Raw genomic sequence first — 13,215 nt, 5'->3', positions numbered from 1 at the left:
TATGGGATTTCGTACCTACTCCGGCTATGCCCGCAGCGAGAACGGGTGGCGAATCTGCGACCGCGACATGTGCGAGCTCGTCGACGGGCCGTTCATGAACACCGCGCCGATCCGCTCCGGAGCGCCCGCGGTCATCCTCGGCGACTTCGTGCGCCGCTATCACGCCGAGTGTGCGCCGATCATCTCGCCGGTGTGGGGCTGGTCGCCGACCAACGCGGTGCCCAACTCCAACCATCTCAGTGGGACCGCGCTCGACATCAACGCGCCCCAATGGCCGTGGGGCTACTTCCAGATGCCGGCGGATCTGATCGCCCGGATCGAGGCCTTGGTGGACTGCTACGACGGGGCCGTGTTCTGGGGTCGCGAGTGGCTGCGCCCCGACGAGATGCACTTTCAGATGGGGTTGCCCGAGGGCGATTCGGCACTGGACGACGTCGTCGACCGGATTCTGAACCCGGCCCCCACGCGCCCGGACCCGCGCACTGATCCGCTTGTGCGGCAGGCATTTTCGCAACTGCTACCCCCGAGGAGGCGGCCGCGATGACGACCACCTGGGCCGATGTGAGCCACCATCAAGGCCGACCGATCGACGACACCTACCCGCACAAGGTGTTCGCGTTCCGCACCAACAGCGGCGACACCCCCGACCGGCTCGCGCTCGACAATGCCCGCCAGGCGCGCGCCATGCTCGATTCCGGCGACCTGGCCGCGGTGTTCCCGTACTACTTCTTTCGCCCCGGCCAGGCCAATTGCGACCTGCACCGCGACCTGCTCACCGAGGCCGGGCTGTGGCTACACCCACGCACCGCCACCATGGTCGACGTCGAGGACGCGGGCGGGGTGATCCGCGGCGACCAGTCCGCCGAAGTCAACGACGAGGTGGCGCGATTGCGCGGCTGGTACGGCGACGACCGGCGCGTGTTCGGCTACCTCAACGCCGTGGCGAACGCCGACCTGTGGAAGAACAGACCGCCCGGTCTGCGATGGGTGACCCCGTCCTATTCCTTCACGCCCGGCGAGTGGGCATCGACCCCGCCGCCGGTGTGGATGCGCACCGCCGCGTTCGCCCAGCAGTACACCGACCGCGGCCAGTGCGACCCCTGGCCCGCCGGGGTCGACCTCAACGTGTCCGGCCTCGACATCCCCGAGTTGCTGACGCTGCTCGGTATCGACCAATCAGGAGGAAACCCCGTGTCCGACCCCGTCACCGCTGGCGCCGGCCAGCTCAACCCGTTCCCCGCCAAACTGCGCCAGATCCGCCACCCCGAGCACGTCAACAGCTCGACCGGATCACCGGATGAGCCCTGGCCCTACGACATCTGGGCCGACCTGTGGAACGAAATGGTGTGGGACGGGTTCCAGCTCCCCGGCGCCACCGAGGAAGACGACGCGAAATCGCTGGTGGGCTGGGTACTCGACATCGCCGCCAACACGCGCGCGATCGACGCCAAGCTCAATCGTCTGCTCGGCGAGCGGGAGCAGTGATGCGCGCGCTGGCGTGGGTGCGCGCGAACGAGCCGGTACGCCTGCTCGTGTACCCGGTGCTGGTCGGGCTGGTCGGCTACCTGGCCATCCGGGGCACGATCGACGGCGACATGGCCCAGCTCGTCACCGCGGCGATCGCACTGGTCCTCGGTGTCCCGGCGGCCGAGGCCGCACGGGGCCGGGTGACCCCGAACACCAAAGTGCCGGCGGCAGCGGCCGCGGCCGCGCGCACCGCACTCGATGAGCTCGAACGTCTGGCGGCCGAACGGATCGGGCCCGCGGGCCTCGACATCCTCAACCAGGTGCGCGGCCAGATCGGACTACCCGCACGAGACGACACCAGCCCTCGGCACCGCGGTGCCTGAGCGCTGGGCATGAGCCGCGCGGACCAGGACATCGGAAAGGTGGTGCGGCGACGTGAACGACGAAAAGTTACTGGTGAAGGCCCTGGCCTTCATGGCGTGCACGGTGACCACGGGTTGGTTCATCGCGTTCATCATCCTGCCCGCCGTCCGACCTCCCGAGTATCAACCGGCCCCGGAAATCACCATGCTGATGGGCACGGTCTTCACCGGCCTGGCCGGTTCTCTCGCCGCCGCCTACTACAAGGCGCGCAACCCCAAAGACGACTCCACCGACAAGGAATCGGGTGACCGCGATGCCGACTAGTTACTGGACGGCGCTGTTGTTCGGGCTGGCTGCGGGTAGCGCCATCACCGCGTGCAGCATGTACCTGCTCGGTTTCCGCCGCGTCCGTCGCGGCGAGCGCACCGTACTGGTGCCTGAAATCGACCGCACCCCGCTACGCCAGCGGTTCGGCTGGGTGCGCGACGTGCGCGCCTGGCTGAGCCGGGCCAGTGGCCAGCCCGCCACGGTGGTCGTGCTGGTGATGGTGATGGCGGCCGCGGTGATCTACGGCCAGGCACAAATGGTGCTGTTCACGTCCCATCAGCGCGAGTGCAACGCGCAATTCCGTTCCACCAGTTTGGAATTGCGGCGCATCGGCAACGAGGACCGCGACCTGGAAAAACAGGACGACAACCTACGCGACCGGCGAGACATCGTGTGGAGTGACCTGGTCAAGGCCCTGGCCACCCCGCCGCCACCGGGTGAACGGATCGACGCGCGCGCCCTGCTCGTCGAGTACAACCGCACGGCCGCCGGAATCGACGTGCAGCGTGATCGGCTGATAGCCGAACGCGCCGCGCTCGAGGAACGCCGCCGGGCACAGCCGATCCCGCCCGAACGGTGCTGACATGACCTCACCCGACCACGCCCCGATTCCCCCCGAAAGCCAAGGCCAGACTGTCGGGCAGTGGCGCCCCGACGACGTGCTGGGCGCACTGTTCGACGGATTCCGCGACTTCATCTTCGGGTGGATCGCCGGGGCGCTGCGTGACCTCGCCCTGATCCTCAGCGGCATCCCGGTCGTGGGCGATGCCCTCGAGGACGCCCTCAACGGTGTCGCCGATTTCATCCACCAGGTGGAGGTCACCGCGGAAACGGCGCAGGCCTCCGCCGATGTGGCCTACGGCAACGCCAACGCCGCCCACGTGGCCGCCACCGCCGCGTCGACCGCCGCGAGCAACGCCGCCAACGCCGCGGCCGCCGCACAGGAAACCGCCGACATCGCCTACGAGAACGCGCAGTACAACAAGGATGAGTTCTCGGTGTCGACGGCAGCTGTCCTCTACGGCGAGAACGAGGAAAACCTGGGGATCTTGATGACCACCCCGGATGGTCGTATCCGCAAGCTCACCCGCGTGATCTACACCCTCGGATCGAACACCGGGACCATGACTGTGCAGCTCATCCGGCGGACCGTCGCCGGTGCTGAGTCCGTCGTGCTGACCACCAACATCACTTCCGGCGCCACTGTCTACCCGGACAACTCGATCGACTACCAGACCACCGACCTGGACCACTTCAAGTGCAACGTCACCGCGATCGGTGGCGTAGCCAGCGTGCTGCACTGCTGCATCGAGTCCGTCATTTTGGAGCCCTGATGCCGTGGCTACTCAAGCGAAGCCGCCCGCTGTCCAAACAGGGCAAGCTCGACCCGTTCGACCGGGCAAACGAGAACCCACCTAAACAGCCTTGGCGGCCATGGGGCGACAGCACCCCGGCCGAAATCCTCGACAACAAGCTGATCATCCGCGACAGCGGCAGTTTCTGGAGCCTCGGACCGCGCGGCGGGTGGGGGTCCGAGTACTACCCGCTCACGGCGAATTGGGGGATCGAATGGTCGATGAACATGAACCCCGTCGGTGTTCTGACCCCCCGCGTATTCAGTCTCTTTCTCGGTAAGAACTGGATCAACGGCGGTGACCCCACCGCCGTGAAGTACCAGGTTCTTTTCCGGTGGGAGCACTACACCACGACAAACAACGACGACGAAACAGAGCATCACTACGCCGTCAGTCTGTGGCTCGACGACAAAGACTCAGCCATCGATCAGCCGCGCAAAGTCAGCTATGACATGGGCAATAGCGCCAATCTCATGGCGCCCCACACCTGGCGAATCAAATGCGTCAACGACAACACATTCATCCTGTGGATGGATGGCATTGTCCGCTGGGTCTACACCATTCCCGCCGGTTTGGAAGGTGGTGGTTTCCTGCGCGGTCCGGGACTCCGCGCCCAAGCGATGCGCGCAACTTTTTGCGAAGCCGAGATAGAGGACTGGTTTGTCTATGACTATGTCGCACCTCCACCCGTGTGGAGTTCCGATGTCTTCTACGACAACTTCAACCGGGCCAACGGCGCACCGGCCAACGGGTGGACCACCGTAGGCAGTGACGTCGTGATCAACTCCAACTCGCTCGGGCTCGCGGGTGGCCTGCTCAGTGACGGAAACCGCGGCGCCTGGCGCAGCGGCGCCCCCCTGAGCACGGGGAACATGCGCCTGTCGGTGACCCTGGGCGGTGCTCATGGCCTGTCGAGCTCGCAGGACTCATCTGTCGTCGGCCGGATTAATTCGGCTGGCACGCTGGGGATCTGCCTGAACATCTTCAGCAACAAGATCTACATTGCCAAGTTCACCGGGAGTCTGAGCAGCCCGACATTTACCGACCTCGGCATGGATGAGCTCACCCTCAACAACGGCGACGTCCTCAACTACGTCATCACCGGCGATGAGGCATGGGTGGAGTACGCCGGTGAGATCTTGCTCTACGTCGACGGCATCAACGCCCATTCACCGGAGAGCAACCGCGGTTACGGCGTGAGGTTCAAGCGCGCCGCGTTCGTGAACTCCGTGGCGTTCAACGACTTTCGCGTGCAAGTGAAGGTATGAGAGGAAGTGACCGACTGTGACCAGCCCACTGATTCCACCGACACCGGCGCGTATGTTGCCGGTGTCGCTCGACGGCGACCTGGTGGTGGACTTCCGCCGCCGCGCCCCGGCGACGACTCCCGGCGGCCCGCCCGGCGATTACATCGACTACCCCGAGGGCGTGACGGCGCGGTTCGTGATCTACGCCGACCGCAAATCCGCCGACGCGCCACGCATCACGGTGCCAGCGACCCCCGTCGGTAGTCACTGCGTGGTCAAGGTCGACGCCACCCTGATCAACGCTCTGAAAACGTCGACGCTCTGGTCGTTCCGGCTGATCTACCCCGACGGCGAGCTGGTCGCCGGCTACGACCGCATGGTGGTCAACGGGATCATCGAGCGGTTCGACGGTCTGGCGGCCGCGCTGTGACCGACCTGGTGATCGAGGTGACGGTGCCCGATTCGGCCGACATCGTCGCCGAGGATGAATCGGTCGATATCGTCGCCGACCCCAGCGGCGCCCAGGTGATCGTCGTGGCCACCCCGGGCCCGCCGGGCCCGCCCGGTGAGCTCTCACCCGAGGACATGGACCAAGTCGTCGACGACGTCATCGACGAACTCGAACCGCCGGTATCTCTCACTCAGCTGTTCCTCAACGGAATGGCCTGAACAGCAAAGGAATTCGACTATGTCTCTGGTCACCCAGCTATCCGACGTCATCACCCGGATCGGCACCGAATTCAAGGCCATTCGCACCGAGCGTGCCGCGATCACCGGCGCGCTTGCCTCACTGTCGACCACCGATAAGTCGAACCTGGTGGCCGCGATCAACGAGGTGTTGGCCGCGGTCGGGTCCGGTGGCTCGATCGACGCCGACTCGATCACCGACGCCACCACCATCGGCAAGGCTCTGATCCGCGCCGTTGACCCCGCGGCCGGGCGCACCGCGATCGGTGCCGGCACTTCTAATCTGGCGCTGGGCACGACATCGGCGACGGCGAAGGCCGGCGACTACGCACCCACCGCCGCGAACATCTCCGATTCGACGACGACCGGTCGCGCGCTACTCACCACCACCAGCGCCACCACCGCCCGCACCACCCTCGACGTCTATTCCACCGCCCAGACCGACGCCGCGGCCGCGGCCGCGGCCGCGGCACTCGTCGCCAGCGCTCCGGGCACACTGGACACCCTCGACGAACTGGCCGCCGCACTGGGCGATGACCCCAATTTCGCGACCACGATCAGCACGGCTCTGGGTAACCGGCTGCGCGTCGACGCCGCCCAGACCCTGACCGGCCCCCAGCAGACCCAGGGCCAGGACAACCTCAGCGTGTACAGCCGCACTCAAATCGGTGACCCCACAACCGATTTCGTCACCACGTTCGAGGCGGCACTGGTCTGATGTCGGTTGTCAGCAAGGTCACCGCGCTGGCCACCCGCATCGGCGCCGAGATCAAAACCGTACGTACCGAGATCGCCGCCAGGTACGCGTTGCCCGGCGGCGGCATCCCGGTCGCCGATATATCCAACGCCGCCAACACAGTCGGGTTCATGCTCTGGCAGAGCTACGGTTTCCACGCCGTCGGCATCGGCCAGCAAGACATCGCGTACGTGGTCCCGTTCGCCATGCGGGTGACCTCGGTGCGGTACTGGTGCAAGACGGCCGGGACCGGCGGCACCGCCGCTGTCGAGCTGCGCAAAAACGGGATCGCGGGCGGCAACACCATCAGCTCGTCGAGCGCCGCCCCGGCCGCCAGCTCGCCGAGCGCCGCCACCCCGAACGCGGATCTAGCCGCCGGTGATCTGATCTGGGTCTACCAAACCGCGATCAACACCACCACCGCCGGTGTGCAGCTCGCCGCCGAGATCGTCGGGCGCCGCATATGAGTCGCCATGCCACGATCTGGCAACCGCCGATGGCCATGGGCGGCGACGACTTCAATCGGGCCAACGGCGCGATCGGCTCGCTGTTCTCCACCGACACCGCCCAGCCCTGCGTCATCTCCGGTAACAAACTGCAGATCACCCCGCAGGGCATGGGCGCCGGCCTCACCACATACGTCAACACCTGGCGCGGTGGCGGCAACGACGGGAAGATGCACACCGACAACCACGAGGTGCGGGTCCAGCTCATCGCGAGCTCGTACGCGCTCGCCAACAACAACCCGGTTCTCATCTACTTGGCCGGGGACAACGGCAACAACGCGACGGGCATCAACGTCGCCGCCTCGCTGTATTCCGGCGGGTCGACTGCGTGCACGATCGCGACCGGTTCCGGCGCGACCGGCACCACGCGAGCCAGCACCGCCACCCAGGTTCCGACCAACGCTCTCGTTCAATTCCGGCGCCGCGGCAACGTTTTCACGATCCTGGTCAACGGTGCCACACACCTGACCTGGACCGACACCGGCGCCATCGTCCCCATCGGCGCGACTCAGCGCCGGGTGCGTATCGGGCTGAGCGGCAATTTCCCCACCTTCCAACAGCAGTTCCAGAGCCCATCGATCGATTCGGTCTACGCCTACGACCTCGCAGCATAGGAAGGTTCCCACCATGGCCCGAACACTCGATATCACCACGTTCTACAAGGCGCGATACGCCTTCATGCAGTCGCTGGCCTGGGAGAACTGGTGCGCCGAACAGGGCATCGACACCGAGCCGTACCCGCCCGGGGTGGTGCCGTCATCGACACTGGCCGCCGACCTCGAGGCGATGGAGCAAACTTGGCACGCCGAGATGGCACCACCGCCGACCCCCTGACACGCGAAACCCCCGGGGCATCCGGCAAGGGGGGGGAGTTGCCGGTGTTCCCGGGGGTACGCGCTCTACCAGCTCAAACCAGACGCCAGCTCACACGGTCGAAATGGTAGCGGCCGCCACCGACAAAGTTGGCGCGTCCATGGTTTGACGCGCCGACCAGCTCGATCATCGTGTGGGATCCCATCCGACGCGCTTGACCGTGCCCGCCCATGTCTCGAGGGTGACCGCGCGCGCCAATGCTTCGACGTGCTCGCCGAAATGGTGGCTCGACGGCGCGACGACCGCCACGGCATCACGGCTCAACGCTTCGTGGGCGATAGCCGTGATCGGCATGTACGTCTGGGGGCCGATCGTGAGCAAGTACATGAGTCGGTATCCGCGTTCCCGCGCGATCGCCTGAATCGCCCGCACGTCACGGTCGCGATCCTGCTGGCCTACAGCGATATTCACCAAGCCGATCGCCCGACGAGGCGGCTCTGTTCCTGTCACGGCCGCGGCCCTGGATCGGTGCGGGTAAGCCATTCGTCGATGTCGTCGAGCGAGCCGCAGGCCAGTACGTTGAATCCGTTGTCCAACTCCCAGCCGTACGGCGGTTCGGGCCCGGGCCGAAGGCCAAGCGAGCGCTGCGCGGCCCGTTCTTTCAGTTCGTCCGCGCGGGACTTGGTGGCTTTGCTCACCGCTGCGCACCCCCCGCCCCGACGGCATTCCAGGAGCTCTCGCCCGACCACTGTTTCAGCGTGGCGATCACGCGCCGCAGTACGTCGGGCCGCTGCTCGCACCGCGGCGTGTACCGCGCGGGAAAACACGCCGCGGTGATCGCCTGGGCCCGCTGGGCTCGCCGGTTGGCCGGAACCATCCCGCCTACCTCCGACCAGGACAGGGCGGGATGGTCGTCGACATACCAGATGATCGCGGGTAGGTACGGGGTACCGCCGTCGCCGATCACCTCACGAATCATCCGCTCACGCAATGTTTTTCGTACCCGGGTAGGTAGGACGGTCATGCCTGCACCCCCGGCATCCGGTACACGGCGTACCACTGGCCGCACCGGTTCCGTGCCGCGAGCCGCTGTGCCCGCAACGATTCCAATGCCAACTCGATCTCCCCGAGCGGGCGCCCCAAGACCGCGCAGAGCGTCGCGGGAAGTAGCAGCCGCCCGGACGGTTCCAACGCGGTCAGCACCCTCGATTCCAGTGATGCCAGGGCATCCGCTTCTATCCGTATCGTGGACGATTGATAGTGGGAACCGCCGATCACGCCGCGAATCATTTGCCGCAGAGACGATTTCCGTGCACGAGGCGCCGTGATGCTCATTCGTAGACCTCGCAGTCCGCCGAGAGGAACGCCGACGCGGCCATCCACGTCGCACACGGGTTCTTGCTGTTCGAGGTATGCGGCTGGTGCTGCCCGAGAAGCAGTTGGGCAACGTACAGGCTTGGAATCGGCACTTCCTTGCACGCCGACGGCGGGGGATCGGGCGCCGGTCGTGGCTGCGTGCACGGTGCGATCGTCGTGGTCGCCGTCGAGATCATCGTTCCCCCAAGAGGTCTGCTGGGTTAGGGTGGCGCCCCGGACGAGGGGCGGGGCGCCTGATCTGAGCGTCCCAGGTGCCAAAGCGAATGTTGTCCCACAGCGGGACAAAATCGGCGGTGTGCGGATTCGGTTCCTGCGTCTACCATGGAAAGCGGTTCATACCCTGTCCCAGGAGAGCGCATCATGGACGACCCAGACCGCTACATCGGCCACAATGTGGCCACCATCCGCGTCCGTCGGGGCTGGTCTCAACAGCAGCTCGCCGATAAGACGATTGTCGACGGCAAGGCGATCAGCCGCAGTGCCCTAGCCAACTACGAGAGCGGCGATCGGATCGTTGATTCTCGGAAATTGCTCTACGCCTTGGCGACCGCGCTACAGGTCTCGCTTGCCGAACTCACCGGTCACGCCGAGGATCGTCACCTGAGCGCGGCCAGCGCGTTTCACTTGGCGGCGCCGCGTATCGAGGCCGCTCTGATGTCGGCCGGCCAAAGCGATGACGACCACGAACCCGCCGCCGTCGACCTGCTCGCGCGTGACGCCAACCGCGCCATGGATCTGCGTATGGCCGGTGACCTGAGCTCTCTCGGCGCGATTCTGCCCACCCTGATCACCGATTGCTACCGGCGTACCACCCTCGGCGCCGCCGTCGAGCGAGAGGCCGCCTGGGCGGCCCTGTCGCGGGCCGCGTTTGCGACCGGCCTGGCGTCCAAGGGCCTCGGACTGGTCTCCCTGAGCTGGAACGCTGCGCGGGTTACTGCCGAGGCCGCGCTGGCGTGCGGCGACCGCGTCGCCCTGGCCGCCAGCGAGTTCGTTTCCAGCCAGGTACTGCTCGCCATGCCCGGATCGGTGACCGCGTCACTGGGCCGCGCACAATCGGCGATCGACTCGCTGGAAGGCGACCTCACCGGCTCGCCCGAGGGGATGCAGCTGTACGGAATGCTGCACCTGCAGGCCTCCCTTGCCAGCGCGGCGACCGGCCACGAGTCCGCGGGGCACCTGGACGAGGCTCGCGACATGGCCACCCGCACCGCCGCCGTCGGTGACGCGTTCCGACTCGATTTCGGGCGCCCGAACGTCGACATCTGGGGAATGTCGGTTGCACTCGAGGAAGGCCGCGGCAGCGACGCCATCGAGATCGCGGCCACCGTCGACCACGAGCAGATCGCCACCGCCGAACGCCGCGCGCGGTACTTCATCGAGCTGGCCCGCGGCTACAGCCAGGAAGGCGAGTACCCGCAAGCGATGGCCGCGCTGCTCAATGCGGAATCTATTGCACCGCAATATGTTCGGTCCCGGTCGATCGTGCGCGAGCTGTCCGGCTACATGCTCCGGAAGGCAAAGCGCGAGCTGGGCACCGGCGAGCTGGCCCGGTTCGCCGAACGCGTCGGCGCGCTCGAATCGCACGGCCTGACGTCGTCGCGGCTGTGAGACGCGCCGATCGCTGATCAACTGAACTAGGTTCGCCGCCGGGTATCCTCGGCGGCGTTCAACTCCGTGCCCAGCAGCCGGGGAACGACACAACACCGGCCCCGTCCTGCGACCAGGACGGGGCCGTTGTCGTTTCGGTGGCCGATCAGCCGGTGAGGCTGACCGCCACTATGCGGGCGATCCTCGCGGCGAGCGCGGCCGCGGCGGGGTAGTCGTGCCGGAATCGGGCCAACCATTCGGCGGACCGATCAGACGGCAACGGCTCGACTTCGGGTGTGCCCTTGGCGTCGTGGACGAACCCGTCATAGGCGACGGAGTAGCTGTCCGGCCCGCGCTGTTCGATCGTGACGATCGACCGGCGGTAGCCCGCATGGTCTTCCGGTAGGCACGACACCGCCCACCGGGTCGCGACGAACTGGGGTTCGAGGACGGTCACGGCTCGTGCCGCATCGGGGGCACGGACCCGCCCGGGGTGCCGAAAATCAACAGGTACATCGCGTACAGCCAATCCATGGTCATCAGTCCTTCGTCTCGGCGGCCGCGGCCGCGAACAGGTTCATGTAGTCGTGGAACTGGTGGCAGACGGCGCAATAACGCTGCGCGATGTCGGCGCGGTGATACGACACGCGACCGCACTGGGGGCACGTGATAGTCGGGCATTCCACCGGCTAGCCCAGCCTCTCGTGCGCCGCGGCGACGGTGGCAGCCCAGCGCACCGCGTCCGAGACCCACGTAAGGCGCACGGGGCCCACTGGGGTCTCGCCGGTGTACGCACTGAGCCCGTCGTACTGCTGGGTGAGATCGGTGATGCCGAGCGCGGCGGCCCACAGGCCGGCCATGGTGTGCTCGTCGATACCGGGATGATCCATCGCGTGCCCGGACAGCTCCCGGCTGGTGCGTGACCAGGGAATCGGGGGCAGATCAGAACCGACCTTGTGCAGGAAGTCGGCGGCGTCGTCGCCGATCTCACGCCGCATTCGCTCGACCGACGCCGCGGAAGTCTTTCCCAGCAGTACGACCTTCACCCCCTCGATCACTCCGGACCAGCGCCCTGGCTCGTCGCATGGCCGTAGCCGTAGCCGCCGCGCACTCGGCTCTACGGGATCGGCCAGCGCCCACGGCGAGGGGGTGCCGCCGATGTGTCCCAAGCTGCGTTCCCAGCTGATGCCGGGGCACTGACGCCGTAGCGTGCCGAGCAGTTCGGTGCCGGTGCGCCCGAACACGGTGAGCTCGTCGACGAGCTGCTGGACGTCGATGCGCAGTCGGATGCCCTCGATGATGTTGTGCGCTCCGGGTTCTGCGGCCATGCGAGCGGCGGCGGTGAGCGCCAGGCGTAGCCGGGTGGCCAGGTAGTCGGCATCGGTGGCTGTGGTCTCGGTGACCGGCGGTACAAAGTCCTCGCTCATGTAGACGCGTTCCCAGTACGGCACCGGCTCGACGACGGGTTCGGTGGTTGTCATGTGACTCAATCCTGTTTCGTATCAGTAGGTTTCGAGCGATGAGGTTCTGACCGCCGATAACGTTCCCTTATCGGGTGTCAGATTTGTCCGTATCAATCCGACTCGTCGGCATCCTGGTCGGCATTCTTGCGCCGTTTCCGGCTCGCGCGGGTGCCCGCCGTCAAGGGGTCGATCCGGTCGATTCCCTTGCGCTTGCGACGTTTTGACACCTTCACGTAGATCTGGGTGCTGGCCACGGACTCGTGCCGCATCAGTTCCTTGGTGGTGATCAGATCCACATCGGAGTCGATCAGCGACGTGCCGAACCAGTGCCGTGCAGAGTGGCCGGTTCCGGTGATCCCTGCCCGGTGGAACAGACCGGACAGTGTGGAACTAACGGCCTTGCGCGACACCGGTTTACCGGTCCGGCCTGGCGATGGAAACCAGTACCCGGCGGGCATCTCGGCGGCCAGCTCTCGGATGCGTGGATGCAGCGGCATCACGGCCGTTCGACCACCCTTTCCCGTAACGGTGAGCTCGCCGGTTTGCATGTCGATGTCCTCGGCATGGAACTTTGCGATTTCCATGGCGCGTAGGCCCTGGCACAAGGCGAGCAGCAGCATGGCCCGAGTGCGCCGGCGGTTCGCGTGTGCGATCAGCGTGGGCAGGTGCTTGTCATCGGGCGGCCGCGGCAGGTTCTTGGGTCGCCGCGGCGCCTTCATGCTCGCCATCGGGTGATCGTCGCGGCGGCCGGTGTACTGCAACCAGGTGAACCAGGCGTTGAGCCGCGTGTAGTACGTGTGTCTGGTCGACGGTAGCCACTTGCCTCCCTTGGCTAGCCACCGGGATACCTCACGATCGCTAGCCAGATGTGCGGCGACGCCGCACCATTGCGACATCTGGCGTACGGATGTGAGCCGTTCGGTAACTGTGCGCACCGATAGTGACTGTGCGTACTGCGCCGTTTCCCAGTCTTCCAGCAGGATCGCTGCCACCGAGACGGCGCTGTCTCGTTGCTGCCCCATAGAATTGGGATCAACTTCACGAAACAGACTGTTACGCAATGGAAGTAGCTGAGAGTTTGTTGCGCGATAGCTCGAAATTACGCGCTTCGCCGAAATCGATGTGACAGACAGTGTTTCAGTGTCACGCCCCCCGCCGATCGCGGTAGCGGTCGAGCCAAAATTTCCCCCGGTGAACATGCCCCCGCCGCCCGGTTCAGGCCGTCAAGCCCACGGGCGCAACGATTCCCAGTCGAGTAGAACCCCGGGACTTGTAATGAAAAGGTCG

General features: G+C 66.1%; 20 protein-coding genes. 14 read left to right on the top strand and 6 right to left on the bottom strand.

The genetic code is table 11. The annotated features are described in order from the left end of the window. The first annotated feature begins 1 nt into the window (after position 1). From ACLJPD_RS32685 to ACLJPD_RS32625, 13 genes are read left to right on the top strand one after another with little or no spacing between them, the layout of a single operon-like run. On the top strand, positions 2–544 hold the full coding sequence (locus ACLJPD_RS32685) for a M15 family metallopeptidase (RefSeq protein WP_410877349.1): 543 nt from the start codon (positions 2–4) through the stop codon (positions 542–544). Then, positions 541–1,485: a hypothetical protein gene (locus ACLJPD_RS32680; RefSeq protein ID WP_410877347.1), complete on the top strand. Its 945-nt coding sequence runs from the start codon at positions 541–543 to the stop codon at positions 1,483–1,485. The genes ACLJPD_RS32685 and ACLJPD_RS32680 overlap by 4 nt, the downstream gene beginning before the upstream one ends. Next, positions 1,485–1,850, top strand: coding sequence for a hypothetical protein (locus ACLJPD_RS32675; RefSeq protein WP_410877345.1), 366 nt, complete (start codon positions 1,485–1,487; stop codon positions 1,848–1,850). The genes ACLJPD_RS32680 and ACLJPD_RS32675 overlap by 1 nt, the downstream gene beginning before the upstream one ends. A gap of 52 nt (positions 1,851–1,902) precedes the next feature. After that, entirely contained in the window at positions 1,903–2,154 is a 252-nt protein-coding gene (locus ACLJPD_RS32670) for a hypothetical protein (protein WP_410877343.1), read from the top strand. Continuing rightward, positions 2,144–2,740 carry a hypothetical protein gene (locus tag ACLJPD_RS32665; RefSeq protein WP_410877341.1) on the top strand — a complete coding sequence of 199 codons (597 nt, stop codon included), beginning with the start codon at positions 2,144–2,146 and terminating at the stop codon, positions 2,738–2,740. Before ACLJPD_RS32670 ends, ACLJPD_RS32665 begins: the two co-directional genes overlap by 11 nt. 1 nt (position 2,741) lies before the next feature. Beyond that, the gene (locus ACLJPD_RS32660; protein WP_410877339.1) at positions 2,742–3,491 is read left to right on the top strand and encodes a hypothetical protein; all 750 of its coding nucleotides are present in this window, start codon (positions 2,742–2,744) and stop codon (positions 3,489–3,491) included. Then, positions 3,491–4,780, top strand: a complete 1,290-nt coding sequence (locus ACLJPD_RS32655; protein WP_410877337.1) for a hypothetical protein — start codon at positions 3,491–3,493, stop codon at positions 4,778–4,780. The genes ACLJPD_RS32660 and ACLJPD_RS32655 overlap by 1 nt, the downstream gene beginning before the upstream one ends. A 16-nt stretch (positions 4,781–4,796) precedes the next feature. After that, on the top strand, positions 4,797–5,189 hold the full coding sequence (locus ACLJPD_RS32650; RefSeq protein ID WP_410877336.1) for a hypothetical protein: 393 nt from the start codon (positions 4,797–4,799) through the stop codon (positions 5,187–5,189). Then, entirely contained in the window at positions 5,186–5,428 is a 243-nt protein-coding gene (locus ACLJPD_RS32645; RefSeq protein WP_410877335.1) for a hypothetical protein, read from the top strand. Before ACLJPD_RS32650 ends, ACLJPD_RS32645 begins: the two co-directional genes overlap by 4 nt. A 19-nt stretch (positions 5,429–5,447) precedes the next feature. Then, positions 5,448–6,164 (top strand): hypothetical protein, encoded by a 717-nt coding sequence (locus tag ACLJPD_RS32640; protein ID WP_410877334.1) that lies wholly within the window; start codon positions 5,448–5,450, stop codon positions 6,162–6,164. Further along, the gene (locus tag ACLJPD_RS32635) at positions 6,164–6,649 is read left to right on the top strand and encodes a hypothetical protein (RefSeq protein ID WP_410877333.1); all 486 of its coding nucleotides are present in this window, start codon (positions 6,164–6,166) and stop codon (positions 6,647–6,649) included. The genes ACLJPD_RS32640 and ACLJPD_RS32635 overlap by 1 nt, the downstream gene beginning before the upstream one ends. After that, positions 6,646–7,302, top strand: a complete 657-nt coding sequence (locus tag ACLJPD_RS32630; protein WP_410877332.1) for a hypothetical protein — start codon at positions 6,646–6,648, stop codon at positions 7,300–7,302. Before ACLJPD_RS32635 ends, ACLJPD_RS32630 begins: the two co-directional genes overlap by 4 nt. 13 nt (positions 7,303–7,315) lie before the next feature. Then, the gene (locus ACLJPD_RS32625) at positions 7,316–7,522 is read left to right on the top strand and encodes a hypothetical protein (protein WP_410877331.1); all 207 of its coding nucleotides are present in this window, start codon (positions 7,316–7,318) and stop codon (positions 7,520–7,522) included. 165 nt (positions 7,523–7,687) lie between these two features. Here the strand turns inward: ACLJPD_RS32625 and ACLJPD_RS32620 are convergent, their stop codons facing one another. Genes ACLJPD_RS32620 through ACLJPD_RS32610 form a run of 3 tightly spaced genes read right to left on the bottom strand, consistent with a single transcriptional unit; the run spans position 7,688 to position 8,525 of the window. Beyond that, a complete protein-coding gene (locus tag ACLJPD_RS32620) occupies positions 7,688–7,972 on the bottom strand; it encodes a hypothetical protein (RefSeq protein ID WP_410877330.1) in 285 nt (94 codons plus the stop codon). A 35-nt stretch (positions 7,973–8,007) separates the two neighbouring features. Next, positions 8,008–8,199 (bottom strand): hypothetical protein, encoded by a 192-nt coding sequence (locus tag ACLJPD_RS32615; protein ID WP_410877329.1) that lies wholly within the window; start codon positions 8,197–8,199, stop codon positions 8,008–8,010. Further along, the gene (locus ACLJPD_RS32610; protein WP_410877327.1) at positions 8,196–8,525 is read right to left on the bottom strand and encodes a hypothetical protein; all 330 of its coding nucleotides are present in this window, start codon (positions 8,523–8,525) and stop codon (positions 8,196–8,198) included. The genes ACLJPD_RS32615 and ACLJPD_RS32610 overlap by 4 nt, the downstream gene beginning before the upstream one ends. 713 nt (positions 8,526–9,238) lie before the next feature. Here ACLJPD_RS32610 and ACLJPD_RS32605 point away from each other — a divergent pair. After that, positions 9,239–10,486, top strand: coding sequence for a helix-turn-helix domain-containing protein (locus ACLJPD_RS32605; RefSeq protein WP_410877325.1), 1,248 nt, complete (start codon positions 9,239–9,241; stop codon positions 10,484–10,486). A gap of 145 nt (positions 10,487–10,631) precedes the next feature. Here the strand turns inward: ACLJPD_RS32605 and ACLJPD_RS32600 are convergent, their stop codons facing one another. From ACLJPD_RS32600 to ACLJPD_RS32590, 3 genes are all read right to left on the bottom strand, one after another. Then, the gene (locus tag ACLJPD_RS32600) at positions 10,632–10,922 is read right to left on the bottom strand and encodes a hypothetical protein (protein WP_410877324.1); all 291 of its coding nucleotides are present in this window, start codon (positions 10,920–10,922) and stop codon (positions 10,632–10,634) included. A 232-nt stretch (positions 10,923–11,154) separates the two neighbouring features. After that, positions 11,155–11,946, bottom strand: a complete 792-nt coding sequence (locus tag ACLJPD_RS32595; RefSeq protein WP_410877322.1) for a hypothetical protein — start codon at positions 11,944–11,946, stop codon at positions 11,155–11,157. Between the two features lie 92 nt (positions 11,947–12,038). Beyond that, entirely contained in the window at positions 12,039–12,989 is a 951-nt protein-coding gene (locus ACLJPD_RS32590) for a tyrosine-type recombinase/integrase (protein WP_410877320.1), read from the bottom strand. Positions 12,990–13,215 lie beyond the last annotated feature (226 nt).

The sequence above is a fragment of the Nocardia sp. A7 genome, assembly GCF_046549215.1.
Lineage (GTDB): Bacteria > Actinomycetota > Actinomycetes > Mycobacteriales > Mycobacteriaceae > Nocardia.
Note: the sequence above shows the minus strand (reverse complement) of the source record. Positions and strands in the feature narration are given on the sequence as shown.

Coding starts and splice junctions, on each gene's coding strand:
- ACLJPD_RS32685 (WP_410877349.1), top strand. CDS start 2: ATGGGATTTCGTACCTACTCCGGCTATGCCCGCAGCGAGAACGGGTGG.
- ACLJPD_RS32680 (WP_410877347.1), top strand. CDS start 541: ATGACGACCACCTGGGCCGATGTGAGCCACCATCAAGGCCGACCGATC.
- ACLJPD_RS32675 (WP_410877345.1), top strand. CDS start 1,485: ATGCGCGCGCTGGCGTGGGTGCGCGCGAACGAGCCGGTACGCCTGCTC.
- ACLJPD_RS32665 (WP_410877341.1), top strand. CDS start 2,144: ATGCCGACTAGTTACTGGACGGCGCTGTTGTTCGGGCTGGCTGCGGGT.
- ACLJPD_RS32660 (WP_410877339.1), top strand. CDS start 2,742: ATGACCTCACCCGACCACGCCCCGATTCCCCCCGAAAGCCAAGGCCAG.
- ACLJPD_RS32655 (WP_410877337.1), top strand. CDS start 3,491: ATGCCGTGGCTACTCAAGCGAAGCCGCCCGCTGTCCAAACAGGGCAAG.
- ACLJPD_RS32640 (WP_410877334.1), top strand. CDS start 5,448: ATGTCTCTGGTCACCCAGCTATCCGACGTCATCACCCGGATCGGCACC.
- ACLJPD_RS32635 (WP_410877333.1), top strand. CDS start 6,164: ATGTCGGTTGTCAGCAAGGTCACCGCGCTGGCCACCCGCATCGGCGCC.
- ACLJPD_RS32630 (WP_410877332.1), top strand. CDS start 6,646: ATGAGTCGCCATGCCACGATCTGGCAACCGCCGATGGCCATGGGCGGC.
- ACLJPD_RS32625 (WP_410877331.1), top strand. CDS start 7,316: ATGGCCCGAACACTCGATATCACCACGTTCTACAAGGCGCGATACGCC.
- ACLJPD_RS32610 (WP_410877327.1), bottom strand. CDS start 8,525: ATGACCGTCCTACCTACCCGGGTACGAAAAACATTGCGTGAGCGGATG.
- ACLJPD_RS32605 (WP_410877325.1), top strand. CDS start 9,239: ATGGACGACCCAGACCGCTACATCGGCCACAATGTGGCCACCATCCGC.
- ACLJPD_RS32595 (WP_410877322.1), bottom strand. CDS start 11,946: ATGACAACCACCGAACCCGTCGTCGAGCCGGTGCCGTACTGGGAACGC.